The sequence below is a fragment of the Streptomyces sp. NPDC015661 genome, from assembly GCF_043077765.1.
Lineage (GTDB): Bacteria > Actinomycetota > Actinomycetes > Streptomycetales > Streptomycetaceae > Streptomyces.
In genome coordinates, this window is the sequence record NZ_JBIBST010000012.1 from 1 (window position 1) to 17,743 (window position 17,743).

General features: G+C 70.6%; 20 protein-coding genes and 1 riboswitch. Of the genes, 12 read left to right on the forward strand and 8 right to left on the reverse strand.

The window, feature by feature from the left end:
- The 3 genes from ACF07V_RS29460 to ACF07V_RS29470 all read left to right on the forward strand — a co-directional run.
- The coding region (locus ACF07V_RS29460) for a substrate-binding domain-containing protein (RefSeq protein ID WP_392158726.1) at positions 1-219 on the forward strand (219 nt) is incomplete at its 5' end.
- Positions 220-505: 286 nt separating this feature from the next.
- A complete protein-coding gene (locus ACF07V_RS29465) occupies positions 506-2,029 on the forward strand; it encodes a metallophosphoesterase (RefSeq protein ID WP_392158727.1) in 1,524 nt (507 codons plus the stop codon).
- 159 nt (positions 2,030-2,188) lie between these two features.
- Positions 2,189-2,827, forward strand: a complete 639-nt coding sequence (locus ACF07V_RS29470; protein WP_392158728.1) for a hypothetical protein — start codon at positions 2,189-2,191, stop codon at positions 2,825-2,827.
- 28 nt (positions 2,828-2,855) lie between these two features.
- Here ACF07V_RS29470 and thiC read toward each other — a convergent pair whose 3' ends face one another.
- Positions 2,856-4,640 carry a phosphomethylpyrimidine synthase ThiC gene (gene thiC / locus ACF07V_RS29475; protein WP_392158729.1) on the reverse strand — a complete coding sequence of 595 codons (1,785 nt, stop codon included), beginning with the start codon at positions 4,638-4,640 and terminating at the stop codon, positions 2,856-2,858.
- A riboswitch (TPP riboswitch) is annotated at positions 4,634-4,768 on the reverse strand. Its footprint overlaps the gene before it by 7 nt.
- A gap of 71 nt (positions 4,769-4,839) precedes the next feature.
- Here thiC and ACF07V_RS29480 point away from each other — a divergent pair.
- A complete protein-coding gene (locus ACF07V_RS29480; RefSeq protein WP_392158730.1) occupies positions 4,840-6,258 on the forward strand; it encodes a YibE/F family protein in 1,419 nt (472 codons plus the stop codon).
- Positions 6,259-6,321: 63 nt separating this feature from the next.
- On the opposite strand, the gene ACF07V_RS29485 is transcribed toward ACF07V_RS29480, so the two are convergent.
- The 4 genes from ACF07V_RS29485 to ACF07V_RS29500 all read right to left on the reverse strand — a co-directional run bounded on the left by ACF07V_RS29485 (position 6,322) and on the right by ACF07V_RS29500 (position 8,630).
- Positions 6,322-6,762, reverse strand: a complete 441-nt coding sequence (locus tag ACF07V_RS29485) for an SsgA family sporulation/cell division regulator (protein WP_189804987.1) — start codon at positions 6,760-6,762, stop codon at positions 6,322-6,324.
- A gap of 138 nt (positions 6,763-6,900) precedes the next feature.
- Entirely contained in the window at positions 6,901-7,671 is a 771-nt protein-coding gene (locus ACF07V_RS29490; protein WP_392158731.1) for an IclR family transcriptional regulator, read from the reverse strand.
- 237 nt (positions 7,672-7,908) lie between these two features.
- Complete coding sequence (locus ACF07V_RS29495) at positions 7,909-8,127, reverse strand: DUF5326 family protein (RefSeq protein ID WP_392158732.1); 219 nt, start codon at positions 8,125-8,127, stop codon at positions 7,909-7,911.
- A gap of 185 nt (positions 8,128-8,312) precedes the next feature.
- The gene (locus tag ACF07V_RS29500; protein ID WP_392158733.1) at positions 8,313-8,630 is read right to left on the reverse strand and encodes a cupin domain-containing protein; all 318 of its coding nucleotides are present in this window, start codon (positions 8,628-8,630) and stop codon (positions 8,313-8,315) included.
- 50 nt (positions 8,631-8,680) lie between these two features.
- Between ACF07V_RS29500 and ACF07V_RS29505 the strand changes: the two genes are divergently transcribed.
- From ACF07V_RS29505 to ACF07V_RS29525, 5 genes are all read left to right on the forward strand, one after another.
- Positions 8,681-9,058, forward strand: coding sequence for a phage holin family protein (locus tag ACF07V_RS29505; protein WP_369145338.1), 378 nt, complete (start codon positions 8,681-8,683; stop codon positions 9,056-9,058).
- A gap of 9 nt (positions 9,059-9,067) precedes the next feature.
- Entirely contained in the window at positions 9,068-9,559 is a 492-nt protein-coding gene (locus ACF07V_RS29510; protein ID WP_392158734.1) for a low molecular weight protein-tyrosine-phosphatase, read from the forward strand.
- Positions 9,556-10,695, forward strand: a complete 1,140-nt coding sequence (locus tag ACF07V_RS29515; RefSeq protein WP_392158735.1) for a cystathionine gamma-lyase — start codon at positions 9,556-9,558, stop codon at positions 10,693-10,695. Before ACF07V_RS29510 ends, ACF07V_RS29515 begins: the two co-directional genes overlap by 4 nt.
- Positions 10,696-10,924: 229 nt before the next feature.
- Positions 10,925-11,821, forward strand: a complete 897-nt coding sequence (locus ACF07V_RS29520) for a LysR family transcriptional regulator (RefSeq protein WP_392158736.1) — start codon at positions 10,925-10,927, stop codon at positions 11,819-11,821.
- A 35-nt stretch (positions 11,822-11,856) separates the two neighbouring features.
- Positions 11,857-12,336 carry an NUDIX domain-containing protein gene (locus ACF07V_RS29525; RefSeq protein ID WP_392158737.1) on the forward strand — a complete coding sequence of 160 codons (480 nt, stop codon included), beginning with the start codon at positions 11,857-11,859 and terminating at the stop codon, positions 12,334-12,336.
- On the opposite strand, the gene ACF07V_RS29530 is transcribed toward ACF07V_RS29525, so the two are convergent.
- Entirely contained in the window at positions 12,333-13,526 is a 1,194-nt protein-coding gene (locus tag ACF07V_RS29530; RefSeq protein ID WP_392158738.1) for a globin domain-containing protein, read from the reverse strand. The genes ACF07V_RS29525 and ACF07V_RS29530 overlap by 4 nt on opposite strands.
- Positions 13,527-13,630: 104 nt before the next feature.
- A complete protein-coding gene (locus ACF07V_RS29535; RefSeq protein WP_392158739.1) occupies positions 13,631-14,293 on the reverse strand; it encodes an HAD family hydrolase in 663 nt (220 codons plus the stop codon).
- 113 nt (positions 14,294-14,406) lie between these two features.
- Here ACF07V_RS29535 and ACF07V_RS29540 point away from each other — a divergent pair, with 113 nt between their 5' ends.
- From ACF07V_RS29540 to ACF07V_RS29550, 3 genes are all read left to right on the forward strand, one after another.
- Positions 14,407-15,270: a GNAT family N-acetyltransferase gene (locus ACF07V_RS29540; protein ID WP_392158740.1), complete on the forward strand. Its 864-nt coding sequence runs from the start codon at positions 14,407-14,409 to the stop codon at positions 15,268-15,270.
- A gap of 86 nt (positions 15,271-15,356) precedes the next feature.
- Positions 15,357-15,815, forward strand: coding sequence for a MarR family winged helix-turn-helix transcriptional regulator (locus tag ACF07V_RS29545; RefSeq protein WP_392158741.1), 459 nt, complete (start codon positions 15,357-15,359; stop codon positions 15,813-15,815).
- Positions 15,816-15,840: 25 nt separating this feature from the next.
- Positions 15,841-16,293 (forward strand): GNAT family N-acetyltransferase, encoded by a 453-nt coding sequence (locus ACF07V_RS29550; RefSeq protein WP_392158742.1) that lies wholly within the window; start codon positions 15,841-15,843, stop codon positions 16,291-16,293.
- A gap of 58 nt (positions 16,294-16,351) precedes the next feature.
- Here the strand turns inward: ACF07V_RS29550 and ACF07V_RS29555 are convergent, their stop codons facing one another.
- A complete protein-coding gene (locus ACF07V_RS29555; protein ID WP_392158743.1) occupies positions 16,352-17,734 on the reverse strand; it encodes a serine hydrolase domain-containing protein in 1,383 nt (460 codons plus the stop codon).
- Between the last annotated feature and the right edge of the window lie 9 nt (positions 17,735-17,743).

A 17,743-nucleotide genomic window follows, 5' to 3' on the forward strand; every position in this document is an offset into this window, starting at 1 on the left:
GTCTACGCCACCACCGAACCGCCCATCACGACGCTCTCCCTCAAACCCCGCCGGATCGGCACGGCCGTCGTCCAGCTCCTCATCGACGCCATCGAGGGGATCGACACCGACGGACCGGTCGAGCAGGTGATACCGACCGAACTCATCGTCCGCACCTCCTCGCAGCGGCGCTCGCCGCGCACCACGGTCAGCCCGCCGCGCTCACCCGCGAAGGACTGACGCCACGGGCGGCGGCGCCCGAACCCGCCGTCATCCGACCCGCCGTCCCCGCCCCTGCCCGTGGGCAGGGACGGCGAAACCGGTCGACGTACCGGCCTCAACCCTGGACTGGACCTTCTCAATTCGGGCGAAACAACCAGTGAACCCGGAGTGGACCCGGATTCACCACCCCTGGTGCGTCACACAGGAGGACCCTCATTCCTATGATGGGCGGACGACACCGCGGACCACCCCGACCAGGCCGGTCCGCGATGTGCAGGGCATCGCGACGGTGGTGGAGGGGTCGATGACTCAGGGGGCCGGTCAGGAGCCCGTGGTACGCACGGCGACATTGCGTGACTTCCGCGTACCGCCGTACGCCCGCGTGCCCGTACAGGGTCATGCCGCCGAGCCCCTCACCCCGGAGGAACCGGCGTCGGCTCCCGCGGTCGAGACCGCACCCGTCGAACGTCTGTCCCCCGTCGAGCATCCGGCGTCCGCCGCGCACCTGCCTCCGGTCGCCCCTTCGCCGGTCGAGGCCGTCCCGGTGCCGACCCCGCAGGCCGCGGCCGCGCCGATCGAACCCCTCCCGGCAGCGCCCGCAGCCGAGGCCGTCCCGGCCGCACATGCCGCCCCCGCCACTCCGGTCGCGCCCCCCGCCCCGGTCGCGCCCCCCGCGCCCGCCGCCCCGGTCGCGCCCCCCGCGCCGGCCGCGCCCGCCGCCCAGCCCGTGCCCCCCGCGCCGCAGGCACCCGCGGCCGCGCCGATGCCCGCCGCGCCGACCCTCCATCTGGGTCACCGCCTCGCCCCGGCGTACACCACCTCCACGACCGGCTCCTCCATCGTCTCCGTCGCCACCGGTCACCCCGGCAACGCCTTCCCCGAGGGGGAGCCCGAGGGATACACGCCGACCGAGCGCGACCTCCCGGTCATCAACCGCGGCGACACCGTCCAGGTCCCGGTCACCCCCGAGCAGCCGGCCACCGCCCCGGTGCCCGCGAACGGCGACGGACCCGGCCCCCTCTACGTCGTCGGCGACGTCCACGGCTACCTCGACGAGCTCATCGCCGCGCTGCGCGCCCAGGGCCTCATCGACGAGAACGGCAACTGGTCCGCGGGGAACGCCCGGCTCTGGTTCCTCGGCGACTTCACCGACCGCGGTCCCGACGGCATCGGCGTCATCGACCTGGTCATGCGCCTCTCCGCCGAGGCCGCCGCCGCGGGCGGCTACTGCAAGGCCCTCATGGGCAACCACGAACTGCTGCTCATCGGCGCCAAGCGCTTCGGCGACACGCCCGTCAACTCCGGCGCGGGCACGGCCACCTTCCAGGCCGCCTGGCTGCTCAACGGCGGGCAGAAGCACGACATGGACCGGCTCCAGGACGTCCACCTCCAGTGGATGTCCCGGCTGGACGCCGTGGTCCGCGAGGACGACCACCTCCTCGTGCACTCCGACACCACCGCGTACCTCGAATACGGCCAGACCATCGAGGACGTCAACGACACGGTCCACGAGGTCCTCAACCGGAACGACGCCGACGAGGTCTGGGACCTCTTCCGGAAGTTCACCAAGCGCTTCGCGTTCCGCGACGACGGCGGCCCGCAGGCCGTCCAGGAGCTGCTGTCCACCTACGGCGGCCGCCGGATCGTGCACGGCCACAGCCCCATCCCTTACCTCCTCGGCCAGGTCGGCACGGAGGAGGGCGAGGACGGCGGGGGCCCGGTCGTCGACGGACCGCACGTGTACGCCGACGGTCTCGCGATCGCCATGGACGGCGGCGTGACCATGGCCGGAAAGCTACTGGTCGTCCAACTCCCCCTGAACGGCTGACGCATAACCCTGCGCATCCGGGGAAGTCGATTTCCGGAAACACCCTGTCAGGCCGTGGCGTCACCGCAATACCATCGGGTCATCCGTAGCAGGCTCTCCTCCGTTTCCGCCCAACCGACCGTTTCCCACGGCTGATCCGGGCCTACGGAGCATCGGGGGATGCACATGAACGTGGCTCCGCACCTGCTGACCGAGGACCGCGCCGAGTACGAGCGGGTCCTCGACGACGCACTGAGCACCGCCCACGCACGTCCGGATCTCGACGGAGTCGGAACGCGGCTCACGGTCGCGCAGCTGCGCGCCATGACGCTGAACGCGACAGCGCTGATCACCACCGCAGCGGCGAGCGAGTACGACCACTTCGTGAAGGTCCGCGAGCAGAACCGCGCGGCCATCGACACCCGCATACCCCTGGCGGACCCCGGCACGGGCGCCGGAGTCGTCGCCATCGTCACCGTGATGGTGCCCGTCCTCGCGGGCACCGCCGCCGCGATACTCCTGCTGGTCGGGGCGGTCCTGCACGCCCTCGCCCCCACGGTCGTGTTCGGCGAGACCCTGCTGACGGCCGGCCTCGTCTTCGCCGCCCTCGCCGCCGCCGGCCTGCTCAGCGCGGGCGCCGGCCTCCTCCTGACCGCCCTGCGCAACAGACCGGCCGCGGCGGACGGAACCGCCACGGCCGACGACGAACTCACCCAAGCCCGCGAGGCCTGGCGCCGCGCCCTCCTGGAACGCGGCATCCTCCCCTTCCTCCGGGCCGCCCTCGCCGCGACCGACCCCCCGGCCCCACCGAATCCCTGAGGAACGGCCGGTCCGGGGGCTGATCGGACTACTCGGCCAGCGGCAGGTACACCCGGTTGCCGGAGGCCGCGAACTCCTTCGACTTCTCCGCCATGCCGTCCTCGATCTCCTGCTGCGTGCCGCCGTGCTCGCGGCGGATGTCCTGGGAGATCTTCATCGAGCAGAACTTCGGACCGCACATCGAGCAGAAGTGCGCGGTCTTCGCCGGCTCCGCCGGGAGCGTCTCGTCGTGGAACTCGCGGGCGGTGTCCGGGTCGAGGGCCAGGTTGAACTGGTCCTCCCAGCGGAACTCGAACCGCGCGTCCGACAGCGCGTCGTCCCACTCCTGCGCGCCCGGGTGGCCCTTGGCGAGGTCCGCCGCGTGCGCCGCGATCTTGTACGTGATGACGCCGGTCTTCACGTCGTCGCGGTTCGGCAGGCCGAGGTGCTCCTTGGGCGTGACGTAGCAGAGCATCGCCGTGCCCCACCAGGCGATCATCGCCGCGCCGATGCCCGAGGTGATGTGGTCGTACGCCGGGGCGACGTCCGTGGTCAGCGGGCCGAGCGTGTAGAACGGCGCCTCCTCGCAGATCTCCTGCTGGAGGTCGATGTTCTCCTTGATCTTGTGCATCGGGACGTGGCCCGGGCCCTCGATCATCGTCTGGACGTTGTGGCGCTTGGCGATCGTGTTCAGCTCGCCGAGCGTCCGCAGCTCCGCGAACTGCGCCTCGTCGTTGGCGTCCGCGATCGAGCCGGGGCGCAGACCGTCGCCGAGCGAGTAGGTGACGTCGTACGCCGCCAGGATCTCGCAGAGCTCCTCGAAGTTCGTGTAGAGGAAGTTCTCCTTGTGGTGCGCGAGGCACCAGGCGGCCATGATCGAGCCGCCGCGCGAGACGATGCCGGTCTTGCGGCGCGCGGTGAGCGGCACGTACGGCAGGAGCACGCCGGCGTGCACCGTCATGTAGTCGACGCCCTGCTCGGCCTGCTCGATGACCGTGTCCTTGTAGATCTCCCAGGTCAGCTCCTCGGCCTTGCCGTCGACCTTCTCCAGGGCCTGGTAGAGCGGCACGGTGCCGATCGGCACGGGGGAGTTGCGCAGCACCCACTCGCGGGTGGTGTGGATGTTGCGGCCGGTGGACAGGTCCATGACCGTGTCGGCGCCCCACTTGGTCGCCCAGGTCATCTTCTCCACCTCCTCCTCGATGGAGGAGGTGACGGCGGAGTTGCCGATGTTGGCGTTGACCTTCACCAGGAACCGCTTGCCGATGATCATCGGCTCGATCTCCGGGTGGTTCACGTTCGCCGGCAGCACGGCGCGGCCCGCGGCGATCTCCTCCCGTACGACCTCGGGGGAGACGTTCTCGCGGATCGCCACGTACTCCATCTCCGGGGTGATCTCCCCCCGGCGGGCGTACGCGAGCTGGGTCACGGCCTCGCCGTTGCGGCCCCGGCGCGGCAGGCGGGGGCGGCCGGGGAAGACGGCGTCGAGGTTCTTCAGCCCACCGCCGCGCGGCGAGGTGTGCTTGATGCCGTCGTCCTCGGGGCGGACCGGACGGCCCGCGTACTCCTCGGTGTCTCCGCGCGCGATGATCCAGTTCTCGCGCAGCGGCGGAAGGCCCCGCCGGACATCGGTGTCGATGGTGGGGTCAGTGTACGGGCCGGACGTGTCGTACAGCGTCACGTCCTTGCCGTTGGTGAGGTGCACCTGACGGACGGGCACCCGGAGGTCGGGGCGCGAACCCTGGACGTACCCCTTGTGCCAGCCCGGCGTGCGCTCCTGCCCGTCGGTCTGGTTCTGGTCGGAGGCAGGCGTGCGTGCATCCTGAATGGTCATGAGACCGATCTCCCTACGCCGGCATTACCCGGTAACAGGTTCGGCGGTCGGCGCAGCCTCCTCCCGTACGTGCGTACGGTGATCAGCGCCCTCTCAGCCCGGTGCTCCGAGCTCCCGCGTGTGCAAAGGTGCCACCACGCTAGCGTCATCACGGGCGTGCTGAACAGTGGGCCCCCGCCGTTCTTGCGATGATCGGTCGGTGACTTCCCCCCAGCAGAGCCCCGAGCCGCACGACCACGCCCACGGTCCCGGACACGACTCCGGGCCCTCCCACGGCCACGGAGGCGGCCAGGGAGGCGGCCACGGAGGCAGTCCCGGAGGCGGCCACGGAGGCGGCCATGGCCACAGCCACAGTCACGGGCCCGCCGCCCCGGTCTCGCGCCATCTCCGCAAGGTCATCGCCGCCATCCTGATCCCCTTCGCCACCGCCGTCGCGGTGGGACTCGTGGTCCTGTGGCCGGGCGGCACCCCCGCGCACGAGCGCACCGGCGTCGGCTTCGACCGGCAGACCCAGCAGGGCAAGGTCGCCTCCGTCGAGCACGTCGACTGCAAGGACGTGAACGCCGCCCAGGTCCCGCCGACCGGTGACACCTCCACTCCGGAGGGCCGCGAGGCGGTCAACGCCCAGCAGGGGCAGTGCGAGAAGGCGACGATCGAGGTCACCAGCGGCGCGGACAAGGGGCGCACGTTCGTCGAGATCGTGCAGCCGGACGCCCCGCGCCAACTGCACGAGGGGCAGGGCGTGGTGGTGGCGTACGCCCCCGACGCCCCGCACGACCTGCAGTACTCGGTGACCGATGTGAACCGCAAGCTGCCGCTGGCGGTGCTCGCCGGCATCTTCGCCGTCGCGGTCGTGCTGGTCGGCCGGATGCGGGGTGTCATGGCGCTGATCTCGCTCGCCGTGAGCTTCCTCCTGCTGACGTACTTCATCCTGCCGGCGATCCTGGAGGGGTCGAACCCGCTGGTCGTGGCGGTGGTCGGGTCGAGCGCCATCATGCTGATCGCGCTCTACATGTGCCACGGGCTCTCGGCCCGCACCTCGGTCGCCGTGCTCGGCACCCTGATCTCACTGCTGCTGATCGGTCTGCTCGGCTCGCTCTTCATCGGCTGGACCTCGCTCAGCGGCAACACCGACGACTACACCGGTCTGATCCACGGCCTGTACCCGGAGATCGACATGTCCGGCCTGCTGCTCGCCGGGATCATCATCGGTTCGCTCGGTGTGCTCGACGATGTGACGGTCACCCAGACCTCGGCGGTCTGGGAGCTGCATCAGGCCGATCCGGGCATGGGGCCGCGCGGCCTGTACCGGGCCGGCATCCGGATCGGCCGCGACCACATCGCCTCGGTCGTGAACACGCTGGTGCTCGCCTACGCGGGCGCCGCACTGCCGCTGCTCCTGCTCTTCTCCATCGCCCAGAGCAGCATGGGGACGGTGGCGAACAGCGAGCTGGTCGCCGAGGAGATCGTCCGGACGCTGGTCGGGTCGATCGGTCTGGTGGCGTCCGTTCCGGTCACCACGGCGCTCGCGGCGCTGGTCGTCTCAGCCGACCGGCCGGCGTCCGGGGGCGGGAAGCCCGCGGCCGTACGGGGAGGGCGGCGCCGCCGCGCCAAGTGAGGTGTACGTGCTGAGGACTCGGGCCGGCCCGGCTCGGGGAGGGTCCGGCTCGAACGGCCCTGATCAGGCGGGCCCGGCGTTCTCTTCGGCCAGAATCCGGCCCAGTGCGGCCTCCAGGTGGTCCTCGAAGTCGCCGAGTGTCCGTTCCTGACCAAGCGGAACCAGCTTGTCCGTTCGGTCGAGGAAGGCGACCAGAGGCGGCGCACTGGCCCGGAAGAGCGCGCGATCGCCGCCCACCTGGAGCCGGATGGAGACGTCCGAGAGCCCCTCCGGCTCCGTCGGGGCGATGTGCACATCCCCGTCCCCACTGGGCCGGTTGATCCCGTCGAGCAGCAGCTCCCGTCCGAACGCCCAGGTCACGGGCGCGTCTCCGGGGAGGTGGAAGGTCATCCGCACCGCGTAGGGATCCCGGGTCTCATATCGGAGTTCGACCGGGATCTTGAAGGAGAGCTCCTCGGAGACGAGGAAGCTCATCAGGACCTCGGCCTGAACCGACTCTCGCATCATGTACCCCGCAGTAGATGAAGCAGTTGTGTAAACACAGCTGCTGAAAGCTGTGACCGAAACGGCCAGGAATGATCCCCCGTGGCCCTCTTGACGCAATCGTGCTGTACGCGCTAGCAGATCACAAGGAGTGATTTTTCAGATACTGATAGAGAACGCGAGCGAACCGAAGAGCCTCCCGATCTCCGTACGTAGCCGCTCGACTGCTGGGAGCAACCGTTCTTCCTGGTGGAGAGGGAGAGAAATCGCCATGGTGGCCGCCGTGGAGCCCGCGGTGATGGGGATGGCGGCACAGACCGTGCCGAGCGCATATTCCTGACGCTCCACCACGGGTTCCATTCGGTCCAAATTGCCCAAACGCTCCAAAAAGGCACGCTGGTTACGCACCGTGTACGGAGTGATGGCTTCCACCGGGTGGCGATCGAGGTGGTCTTGACGAGATTTCAGATCGAGTTGACTCAGCAGACACTGCCCGATCGCGTGGGCGTGCGCGGTCTCGCGGAAATCGGCCCACTCCTCCACCGCGGGCGCGTTGGGAGTGTCGGCGACGGCGACGAGCTCGATCTCACCCTCGCGGTAGAGGGCGAAGTAGATGGGTACACCGATCTCGTCCCGCCAGTGGGCCAGGGAGTCTTCGATCTTGATGCGACGATTCTGCACATCTCCGCCGCCGGCCAGTCGGACGGCGGCGTCGCCAAGGACGAACACACCCTTGTCGCGGAGCAGATAGCCCTCGTGCGTCAGGGTGCGGAGCAGGTGGTACGTGGTGGGCAGCGGAAGGCCCGTCTCACGGGCGAGCTGCTTGGCCGGGGCGCCCTCCGCGTGGGAGGCAACGGCCTCCAGGAGTCTCAGCGCCCGCTGCACCGAGCCGATCAGGGTAGGCGCAGCCGTCTGCGTAGCCGTGGCCAAAGGTCACCCCCAGGCGTGACGACGGATGCAGTGCACCCGCCCGCGGGGGCCGCCCCCGCGCGCCCGCCGGGCCTGGGAAACCGCTGGTCAGTATGGAGGTCTACGCCTGTAGTCCCCAATGCGGCGGAGGGATTCCACTCTAGTGGCAGCTCCGGGGCCCACACCCGGATTAGCCCGGCGCGTTCCCTCGCCCGGGCTAATGCCTGCCGTCGGCTTCATACTGATCAGTAGCTTGTGCTACCAGTCCTCACGCGACCTGGCGGAGGAGGTGAACTTGCGCACGACGTAGACCAGTCCGGCGACGAGGGCCACGAAGAGCAGCACCTTGAAGAGCAGAGCGACCACGAAGGTCAGGACGCTGGTGATCAGCCCTCCGAAGACGAACAGGGCGAGAAGGGGTATGGCGACCCACTTCACCCACCAGGGCATCCCCGCGAGAATCTCCCGTACGGCCATCGTCCCTACCTCGCTCTCGAAGAACCGCTCGGCGCACTCCGCGCCCGAACACTCTCAAGGCTAGGGGCGGGAGGAAGCCCGTGGGGGCCCTGCGGCCCCCGCTCTCCCCTGATCCGACCCCTAGGGGCTCAAGACCCCTCCGCCCCTCGGGTCTCCGGGTCCGGCTCCAGGGCGCGTCGTCCGGCTCAGCCCTCCGGCGGGGAGAAGACCACCATGACCCGCAGGTCCTCGCTGATGTGGTGGAACTTGTGCTCCACCCCGGCCGGCACATAGACCACGCTGCCGCGCGCCACCTGGGTCGTCTCCGTCCCGACCGTGATCGACGCCCGGCCGCTGACCACGAAGTACACCTCGTCCTGGCGGTGCGGCTGCTGCGGGTCGAGCTCCCCGGCGTCCAGCGCGTACAGGCCCACCGACATGTTCCGCTCGCGCAGGAACTGGAGGTACGCACCCTTGTTCGCGGCGCGCTCCGCCTCCAGTTCGTCCAGCCGGAATGCCTTCATGCCTGCTCGCCCCTGCCCTCGGCCCGATCACGTCTGCCACGATCAGACACATGAAGAATTTCGTAGTCAAGACGCTCGCGAACGCGGGCGCCCTCGGAGTCGCCATCTGGCTGCTCCAGGACATCACCCTGACCGGTGACAGCACCGGCAAGAAGGCCTGGACGCTGATTCTCGTCGCCCTGGTCTTCGGTCTGGTGAACTTCCTGGTGAAGCCGATCGTCAAGCTGCTGACACTTCCCCTCTTCATCCTGACCCTCGGCCTGATCACCCTGGTGGTCAACGCCCTGATGCTGCTCCTCACGTCCTGGCTGGCCGATCAGCTCGACCTCAGCTTCCACGTGGAGGGCTTCTGGACCGCCGTCCTGGGCGGCCTGATCATCTCCGTCGTCTCCTGGGCGCTGAACGTCGTGCTTCCCGACGGCGACTGAGTGGAATCCATGACGTACCGCGTCTGCTTCGTCTGCACGGGCAACATCTGCCGCTCGCCGATGGCCGAGCACGTCTTCCGCCGTCGGGTGGAGGAGGCCGGCCTCGGCGAGCTGGTGGTGGTCGACAGCGCGGGCACCGGAGGCTGGCACGAGGGTCACGGAGCCGATCCGCGCACGGTCGCCGTGCTCGACGAGAACGGATACACGTCCGCGCACACCGCCCGGCAGTTCCGTTCCTCGTGGTTCCCCGCCCTCGACCTGGTCATCGCCCTGGACGAAGGGCATCTGCGCGAGCTCCGGCGGCTCGCCCGCACGCCCGAGGAGGCAGCGAGGATACGGCTCCTGCGCTCCTACGACCCGGCCTCCGGGCCCGGACTCGACGTCCCCGACCCCTACTACGGGGGCCACGAGGAGTTCGAGGAATGCCTGGAGATGGTGGAGGCCGCGACCGAGGGACTGCTCGCGGCCGTACGCACGGAACTGGAGGAACGGACACCGTGACGCACGAGGAACTCGGCGACGGCACGCGGGCGGTACGGGCAGGACTGCCCGAGCCCGTGAAGTACGAACCGACCCTGCCGGGGCCGGTCTTCGCGGCCCACTTCCACCTGCCCGGCGAGCCGACCGGCCCGTACACCTACGGCCGCGACGAGAACCCGACCTGGACGCATCTGGAGCGGGCGATCGGCGAGCTGGAGGCGCCGGGGGAGGAGGGCGTGGAGACCCTGGTCTTCGCCTCCGGCATGGCCGCGATCTCCGCCGTCCTCCTCTCGCAGCTGAAGGCCGGCGACGCCGTGGTGCTGCCGTCCGACGGCTACCAGGCACTGCCCCTGCTGCACGAACAGCTGCGGGCGTACGGGGTCGAGGTCCGCACCGCGCCGACCGGCGGCGACGCCCAGCTGTCCGTACTGGACGGAGCCCGGCTGCTGTGGATCGAGAGCCCCTCCAACCCCGGTCTCGACGTCTGCGACATCCGCCGCCTGGTGCGGGAGGCACACGAGGCCGGGGCACTCGTCGCCGTCGACAACACCCTCGCCACCCCGCTCGGCCAGCGCCCGCTCGCCCTGGGTGCGGACTTCTCCGTCGCCAGCGACACCAAGGGCATGACCGGGCACGGCGACATCCTGCTCGGCCATGTGAGCTGCCGGGATCCCCGGCTGGCGGCGGACGTACGACGCTGGCGCAAGATCGTCGGCGCCATCCCCGGCCCCATGGAGGCGTGGCTCGCCCACCGGTCGCTCGCCACGCTCCAGCTGCGGATCGACCGGCAGTGCTCCACCGCGCTGACGCTGGCGCGGACGCTCGCCGAGCGCGCGGACGTCACCGGGCTGCGCTACCCCGGGCTGCCCGACGACCCCTCGCACGCGGTGTCCGCCCGGCAGATGCGGCGCTTCGGACCGGTGGTCTCCTTCGAACTGGCGGACCGGAAGCGCGCCGAGCGGTTCCTGGAGGAGCTGCGGCTCGTGGACGACGCCACCAGTTTCGGCGGGGTGCGGTCCACGGCGGAGCGGCGCGGGCGCTGGGGCGGGGACGCGGTCGCGGAGGGCTTCATCCGCTTCTCGGTCGGGGCCGAGGACCCGGAGGACCTGATCGCCGATGTGCTGCGCGCCCTGGACGAGGCCGGAAGCGCGGGCTGATCACGGGTCGGGGGCACGGACCGAGGACGCTCCGAGCCTCCCCCCTCATGGCTCGGAACGCCCTCGGTTCCACGCGCGGAGACCGCCCGAACAAGGCTAGTTGACTGTGCGTCAGTGTCCAATCACGGTAGCGACAGCGACCTATCGACTTATTTATAGTTGGACGGTCCTGAGGCGCAGTCAGCCGACCGCCTGAGTCGAACGGCCGCACGGCCGGGAGGGGGCGGACATGGATCTGGCCCTGCTGCGCACGTTCGTCACGGTGCACCGGGCCGGCTCCTTCACCCGCGCCGCCGCGCTCCTGGGCCTCTCCCAGCCCGCCGTCACCAGCCAGATCCGGACCCTGGAACGACAGCTGGGGCGGCCGCTCTTCCTCAGGCAGGCGCGCGGAGTCACCCCGACGACCATCGGCGACGAGCTGGCGCACCGCGCGGCGCCCCATCTGGACGCCCTCGTGGAGATCGCCGAGACCGGGCTCGACGAGGAGAGCAGCCTCCGCACCCTCCATCTCGCCGGGCCACCGGAGTTCACCGCGCTCCGCGCCCTGCCCGCCCTCACCCCGCTGGTCGGCCAGGGACTCGCCGTACGGGCCTCCTTCCCCGGCACCACCGAGGAGATCCTCGACGGGCTCGCCGCGGGCCATCACGATCTGGCCATCGCCACCGCCCGCCCCCGGGGCGGTCTGCTCGTCTCCACTCCGCTCTGCGACGAGGAGCACGTGCTGGTCGCGGCCCCGCGCTGGGCCGCGCGGCTCTCCCCCGAGGTGCTCCTGAGCGAGGGCGCGGTGGTCCTGGAACAGCTGCCGGTGGTCGAGGTCCACGAGTCGCTGCCCTTCGTCTCCCGGTACTGGGCGAGCGTCTTCGAGACCAAACCGGCGGCCGCCGCCACCGTCATCGCCCCCGACCTGCGGGCCGTGCGGGACTCGGCCGCCTCCGGCGCCGGGCTCGCCGTCCTGCCGCGCTACCTCTGCGAGGAAGCCCTGCGGCAGGGACACCTCGTGGCGCTGCTCGACCCCCCGGTCCCTCCACTCCGCACGTACTTCCTGGTCGCCCGGACGGGGACGCTCGCGCTGTCCCCCCTCGCACGGGCCCATGAGGAACTGCTGCGTGCCGCCGGGAACTGGTGAGTTTCAGGACACCCCGTACGGGCCATTTTCTTCCCATGAACGAACGGCCCGTGATCAAGCGCACCGCACGCGCCATCCTGCTCGACGGGGACGACCTGATCCTCATCAAGCGGACCAAGCCCGGGATGGATCCCTACTGGCTCACGCCCGGCGGCGGAGTGGAGCCCACCGACGCCACCGTCGTCGAGGCCCTGCACCGCGAAGTGCTCGAAGAGCTCGGCGCCAAGATCACCGATGTGGTGCCCTGCTTCGTCGACACCGTCGAGCACATCGTCGACGGCGGGGTCTCCGGGGTGAAGGTCCAGCACTTCTTCGTGTGCCGGCTCGGCTCCATGGACCCCTCCCTTCGCCACGGCCCCGAGATCGAGGAACCGGTCGGCGAGTACGAGATCGTCCGGGTGCCCTTCAGCCGGGTCGGCATCGCCGCCGTGCACCTCGTCCCGCTCTCCTTGCGCCACTACCTCGACGGCAACATCGAGGGCGTCCGCGCCATGCACGCCCCCGACCTGGGCTAGCCGGCGGCCGCGGGGGTGAGCTCCGCAAGGAAGTCATGGCGGATGCGGTCCGAGGGGACGCCCGCTCCGCGCAGTGCGTCGACCCCGCGGCGGACCATGTCGAGCGGGCCCGAGAGGTAGGCGTCGCGTTCGTTCCACGGGCCGTAGCGGCAGACGGCGTCCGGGAGCCTTCCCTGCTCCTCCGTGACCGGGTGAACGGAGAGCCACGGGAAGGTCTTCTGGAGCCGCAGCATCGTGTCGATGTCGTACAGGTCGTGGCCGCTGCGCGCCCCGTAGAAGACGTCGACCGGGCGCCGGTCCCCGTGCTCGGCGACGTCCTCGACCAGCGCCTTGATCGGTGCTATCCCGGTACCGCCGCCCATGCACAGCAGGCCGGTGTCCGTGGAGTGGTCCACCGTCATCGAACCGGCCGGCGGCCCCAGCCGCAGCACGTCCCCGGGGCGGGCCCGGTGGACCAGCGCGTTGGACACCCAGCCGGCCGGGACGGCCTTGACGTGCAGGGAGAGCAGCCCGTCCGGCCGGGGTGCCGCGGCGAAGGAGTAGTGGCGCCATATCCGCGGCCACCACGGGGTCTCCAGCGTCGTGTACTGGCCGGCGAGGAAGGGGTAGGGCTGGTCGGGCCTGAGTGTGATGACGGCGATGTCCGGGGTGCGCAGGTCGTGCGAGACCACCTCGGCCTGCCACCAGGCGGGCGCGGTCCGCTCGTCCTCCGCCGCCGCGTCGATCATGATCTGGGAGATCGTCGTGTACGTGCGGACCCAGGCCGCCTCGGTCTCTTCGTCCCAGCTCTTCTCCGCGTACCGCACGAGAGCGCCGATGAGGGCCTCGCCGACGGCCGGATAGTGCGCGGCCTGCGTCCCGTACTTCCGGTGTCCCCTGCCGAGGTTCTGCAGGTACGCGGTGAGGACCGGGGTGTCGTCCATGTGCTCGGCCGCCGTCAGGAGGGCCTTGAGGAGCCGGTCCCGCTGGGAGTCCATGGCCGCGGGGAACATCCCGCGCAGCTCGGGGTGGTGCACGAAGAGCAGGGCGTAGAAGTACGAGGTCACCCGGTCGGCGACCGGTGCGATCTCCGCCAGGGTGCGACGGACGAGCACGGCGTCGGCGGAGGGCCCCCCGGATATCCGGGGTTCCTTCCCCTCCGCCGTCGGGGACTTCCGTTCGTCCGTCGTGGTCGTCGGAGCATCCATCATCTGCCTCGCCTTGCGCTGGCCGGCTTCCTGCTCGCAGCATGGCGCTTCCGACCGGCGCTTCGGGCAGAAAGTGGCATTCTCGGGCCATAGGCCCGGGTTTCTGGCTAGGCTGCGCTGTTTCGGACCAGGGCGTAGGCCTCGCGCAGGTCCCCTCCGGAGTAGCTGTGGCGGGAGAGCCCGGCGAGATGATGGTCGGCGTTCACGGCCACGGTCTCCGGCACGATCGCGAAGAGCTCCGCGTCCGACATCGAGTCCCCGTACGCGACGCAGTCGGCCGGGTCCACTCCGTACCCCGCGCAGAGCTCCCGCGCGATGCGCACCTTCGCCCGCGCGTCGAGAATGCCCGGCCGGTGGATCGGCTCCGTGAAGGGGACCGCCGGCCAGAGCGAACCGTGCGTCGTGTCGGCACCCCAGTCGAGAAGCCGCTCGACGAAGAAGTCGGGCGAGAGCGAGATGACCGCACAGCGGTCTCCCCGGGCCCGGATGTCCGCCCAGACCTCGCGGATGCCGACGAGCCAGGGTGCCCCTTCGAAGGCCGTAGCGACGTGCTCAGGGGTGAGCGCGGACCACAGCGCGTGGGCCTGGACGGCGAACTCGTCCGGTGTGAGCCCCCTCAGGAACCCCTCCTCCAGCGCGGTGATCTCGTCCACCAGGCCCAGTTGCCGGGAGATCTCCACCGCCGCGGCCGAGCCCCGGATCAGGGTGCCGTCGAGGTCGAAGAGGTGCAGCCGTCGTGTACGGGAGGTTCGGGGTTTCACGTGAAACATCGTCCGTGCACCACGGGACGGAAGCAACGGCTCCTCGGGGATCGGCCCGTGGGGTCGGCCGGATCCGTTAAAGCAGTGGACGGGAGATCATCGCGTCGGACAGCCTGAAAGGCATGCCGATTTCCCCCGCTCCTCTCGATCAGCTCCCGATCCGGCGCCTCACCTCGGGGGACCTGCTCGCCTGCGCCGACCTCTCCGAGAACCGGGGATGGCTCCGCGAGGAACACAAGTGGGGACTGCTGCTCACCGCCGGCACCGGCTACGGCATCGACGACCCCGACGGCCCCGGCCTCGCCGCCTGCTCCGTGGTCACCTCGTACGGACCGGGGCTCGCCGCGATCGGCATGGTGCTCGTCGCCGAGCGGTACGCACGCCAGGGCGTGGGACGCCGGCTCATGCGGCACGTCGTGACGGAGGCCGGAGACACCCCGCTCACGCTGTACGCCACGTCGAACGGGCAGCCCCTGTACGAGCAGCTGGGCTTCACCGAGACGAGCCGGTCGGAGATGGTGTGCGGGCACTTCACCTTCACCGCGCCCGCCCCGGACATCCCGGTCCGCCCAGCGACGGCGGAGGACCTTCAGGCCGTCCTGCGCCTGGACCACGAGGTCTTCGGCCTCGACCGGACCCACCTCCTCGCCCGGCTCCCCGCGTTCGCGGACCACCTCCGGGTCGCGGAGGAGGACGGCGAGATCACCGGATTCGCCGCCGCCTGGCCCAACATGGACACCCACGTCATCGGCCCGCTGATCGCCCGGGACCCGGGCACGGCCCAGGCTCTGATCGCCTCCCTGGCGACCGCCACCGACCGACCGCTGCGCACGGACATCGACGTACGCCACACCTCCCTGCTGAGCTGGGTGAAGGAGAACGGCATCGACACGATCGCCACGACGTCGCTGATGATCCGCTCCCTGCCCGACCTCCCCGGGGACTGGCGACGCCGCTTCGCTCCCCTGACGGTCGCCGCCGGATAGGTTTACTTGCAGACGCGCATAATTGCGCCACTTCGTCTACCCTGGATCACGCGCCGCCCCGTGCGAGGAGAGACCGAGGAGAGACCATGACCGCGACGGACCCCGCCCTCACCGCGCTCTCCCAGCGCTGGTGCGCTCTCTCCCTGCTGCACGGCAGGATCGAAGCCCACCTCGAGCGCGCCCTGGAGTCCGGACACGGTCTGAGCGTGCGGGAGTACTCGCTGCTCGACGTCCTCAGCCGTCAGCACAGCGGCCCCGGCGGCCACCTCCAGATGAAGCAGGTCGCCGACGCCGTCGTGCTCAGCCAGAGCGCCACCACCCGGCTCGTCACCCGGCTGGAGGACCGCGGTCTGCTCACCCGGTACCTCTGCGCCACCGACCGCCGCGGCATCTACACCGATGTCACCGAGGCCGGCCTGAAGCTCCTCGAAGAGGCTCGCCCCACCAACGACAGCGCGCTGCGCGAGGCCCTCGACGAAGCCGCCAAGAACCCGGAGCTCGCCGCGCTCGTCCAGGTCGTGGAGGGCGTGAGCACCCCTGCGTGACGCGGGCACGCGTACGCTGCGGGGCATGAGCGATCTTGAGATACGCCCCGCCACCGCGGAGGACCTTCCGGCCATCGTCGCGATGCTCGCCGACGATCCCCTGGGTGCCCAGCGCGAATCCCCCGACGACCTCACCCCGTACCTCACCGCCTTCGAGCGCCTCGCGAACGACCCGAACCAGCACGTCGTCGTGGCCGTCCGCGAGGACAAGGTCGTCGGCACCCTCCAGCTGACGGTCATCCCCGGGCTCTCCCGTCGAGGCACCACCCGGTCGATCATCGAGGGCGTCCGCATCCACTCCGACGAACGCGGCAGCGGCCTCGGGACGCAGCTCATCGAGTGGGCCGTCGCGGAGTCCGAACGCCAGGACTGCCGCCTCGTCCAGCTGACCTCCGACGTCACCCGCACCGACGCCCATCGCTTCTACGAGCGTCTGGGCTTCGAGGCCTCCCACGTGGGCTTCAAAAAGAGCCTCTGAGGACGTGTTTCACGTGAAACAGGACGGTTTCACGTGAAACACCCGATCTCCCGACGGCTCAGAGGCCGCGCCAGCCCGCCTCGTCCACGCCGCCGGGGACCGCGTCGGCCGGGTCGTACGGCTCCCGCGTGAAGACGAACGACCCGAGGTCGAGATGGCTCACGCTGCCGTCGGCGCGCCGCACCGCCCTGAGCGTCTCCCCCGCGTAGTAGCCGTTCAGCCCGACCCAGCCGCCCTCGGGCAGCGCCCGGAAGCGGGCCCGTCGTCCGGCGCCCCGCAGGGGTTCGAGCACGACGCTCCGCTCGGGACCGAGCCGCAGCCCGTAGGCGTACGTGCCCCAGTACCAAGGTCCCGTGAGGGAGAGCAGCTGCTCGTCGACCTCGGCCTCGGGGAGGGGCCGCCACGGCTCCGGGAACCTCGGCTCCGCCTCTGCCACGATCCGCACCAGATCGGCAGCCACCGTCGCCGCCGGCGGGCCCGAGGTGGCGTTGGAGAGGGCGATCCCCGCAAGGCCGTCCTCCACGCTCACCCACAGACAGGCGACGAAGCCCGGGAGGGATCCGGTGTGGCCGAACAGGGTGCGGCCGTCCTTGCGCAGCAGCTGGAGGCCGAGCCCGTAGCCCCCTTCCCAGTCGCCCTCCCCGGCCGGGGAGGCCGGAGCCCGCATCTCCTCCACGGACGACGTGGCGAGCACCCGCTCGTCCCCCGCCGCGAGGAAGGCGGCGAACCGGGCGAGATCGGCGGCCGTCGACCAGAGTTGCCCGGCCGGTGCCATCAGACCGAGGTGCTCGGACGGCTCGGGCATCATGACATCGGCCCAGGGATGCACCGCGAAGCCCCCCGCGCGCGGGGCGACGGGATCGACAGTCGTACGGCTCATTCCCAACGGCTCCAGGATCTCGCGCCGCAGCGCCTCCTCCCAGGCCACTCCCCGGACCGCCTCGACGAGCGAACCGAGCAGCGTGTAGCCGGGGTTGGAGTAGTGGTGCCGGCGGCCCGGCGACTGGAGGAAGGGCTGCTCCCCCAGGACGTCGGAGAGCTCCGGCCGCAGCTCCGCGGAGGACCGCTCCCACCATGCGCCGGGCGTCTCGGCCGCGAGACCACCGGTGTGGCCGAGGAGTTGAGCGATCGTCACCTCACCGACGCCCGTGCCCTTGAGATGCCGCTCCAGCGGATCGTCGAGCCCGAGCAGGCCCTCGTCCCGCAGCCGCATCACCAGCACGGCGGTGAACACCTTGGTGATCGACCCGATCCTGAACTGGGTGTCCGCGTCGGGCGCGTGGCCGTCCACACAGCTGCGCGAGCCGCTCCACACCAACGCTCCGTCGCGGACCACCGCCCCCACGAAGGAGGGCGTCCGTCCCTCGCTCTGGGCGACCGCGACACGGTGGAGCAGAGCCCGCTCGGTCCCGGGCAGCAAGGCTTCGAATGATGTCGTCATAAACACCAT

What these genes read in the sequence shown, in the direction of transcription:
- ACF07V_RS29465 (WP_392158727.1), top strand. Translation starts at nt 506, where the DNA reads ATGACTCAGGGGGCCGGTCAGGAGCCCGTGGTACGCACGGCGACATTG.
- ACF07V_RS29470 (WP_392158728.1), top strand. Translation starts at nt 2,189, where the DNA reads ATGCACATGAACGTGGCTCCGCACCTGCTGACCGAGGACCGCGCCGAG.
- thiC (WP_392158729.1), bottom strand. Translation starts at nt 4,640, where the DNA reads ATGACCATTCAGGATGCACGCACGCCTGCCTCCGACCAGAACCAGACC.
- ACF07V_RS29485 (WP_189804987.1), bottom strand. Translation starts at nt 6,762, where the DNA reads ATGCGAGAGTCGGTTCAGGCCGAGGTCCTGATGAGCTTCCTCGTCTCC.
- ACF07V_RS29495 (WP_392158732.1), bottom strand. Translation starts at nt 8,127, where the DNA reads ATGGCCGTACGGGAGATTCTCGCGGGGATGCCCTGGTGGGTGAAGTGG.
- ACF07V_RS29500 (WP_392158733.1), bottom strand. Translation starts at nt 8,630, where the DNA reads ATGAAGGCATTCCGGCTGGACGAACTGGAGGCGGAGCGCGCCGCGAAC.
- ACF07V_RS29505 (WP_369145338.1), top strand. Translation starts at nt 8,681, where the DNA reads ATGAAGAATTTCGTAGTCAAGACGCTCGCGAACGCGGGCGCCCTCGGA.
- ACF07V_RS29510 (WP_392158734.1), top strand. Translation starts at nt 9,068, where the DNA reads ATGACGTACCGCGTCTGCTTCGTCTGCACGGGCAACATCTGCCGCTCG.
- ACF07V_RS29520 (WP_392158736.1), top strand. Translation starts at nt 10,925, where the DNA reads ATGGATCTGGCCCTGCTGCGCACGTTCGTCACGGTGCACCGGGCCGGC.
- ACF07V_RS29525 (WP_392158737.1), top strand. Translation starts at nt 11,857, where the DNA reads ATGAACGAACGGCCCGTGATCAAGCGCACCGCACGCGCCATCCTGCTC.
- ACF07V_RS29530 (WP_392158738.1), bottom strand. Translation starts at nt 13,526, where the DNA reads ATGATGGATGCTCCGACGACCACGACGGACGAACGGAAGTCCCCGACG.
- ACF07V_RS29535 (WP_392158739.1), bottom strand. Translation starts at nt 14,293, where the DNA reads ATGTTTCACGTGAAACCCCGAACCTCCCGTACACGACGGCTGCACCTC.
- ACF07V_RS29540 (WP_392158740.1), top strand. Translation starts at nt 14,407, where the DNA reads ATGCCGATTTCCCCCGCTCCTCTCGATCAGCTCCCGATCCGGCGCCTC.
- ACF07V_RS29545 (WP_392158741.1), top strand. Translation starts at nt 15,357, where the DNA reads ATGACCGCGACGGACCCCGCCCTCACCGCGCTCTCCCAGCGCTGGTGC.
- ACF07V_RS29550 (WP_392158742.1), top strand. Translation starts at nt 15,841, where the DNA reads ATGAGCGATCTTGAGATACGCCCCGCCACCGCGGAGGACCTTCCGGCC.
- ACF07V_RS29555 (WP_392158743.1), bottom strand. Translation starts at nt 17,734, where the DNA reads ATGACGACATCATTCGAAGCCTTGCTGCCCGGGACCGAGCGGGCTCTG.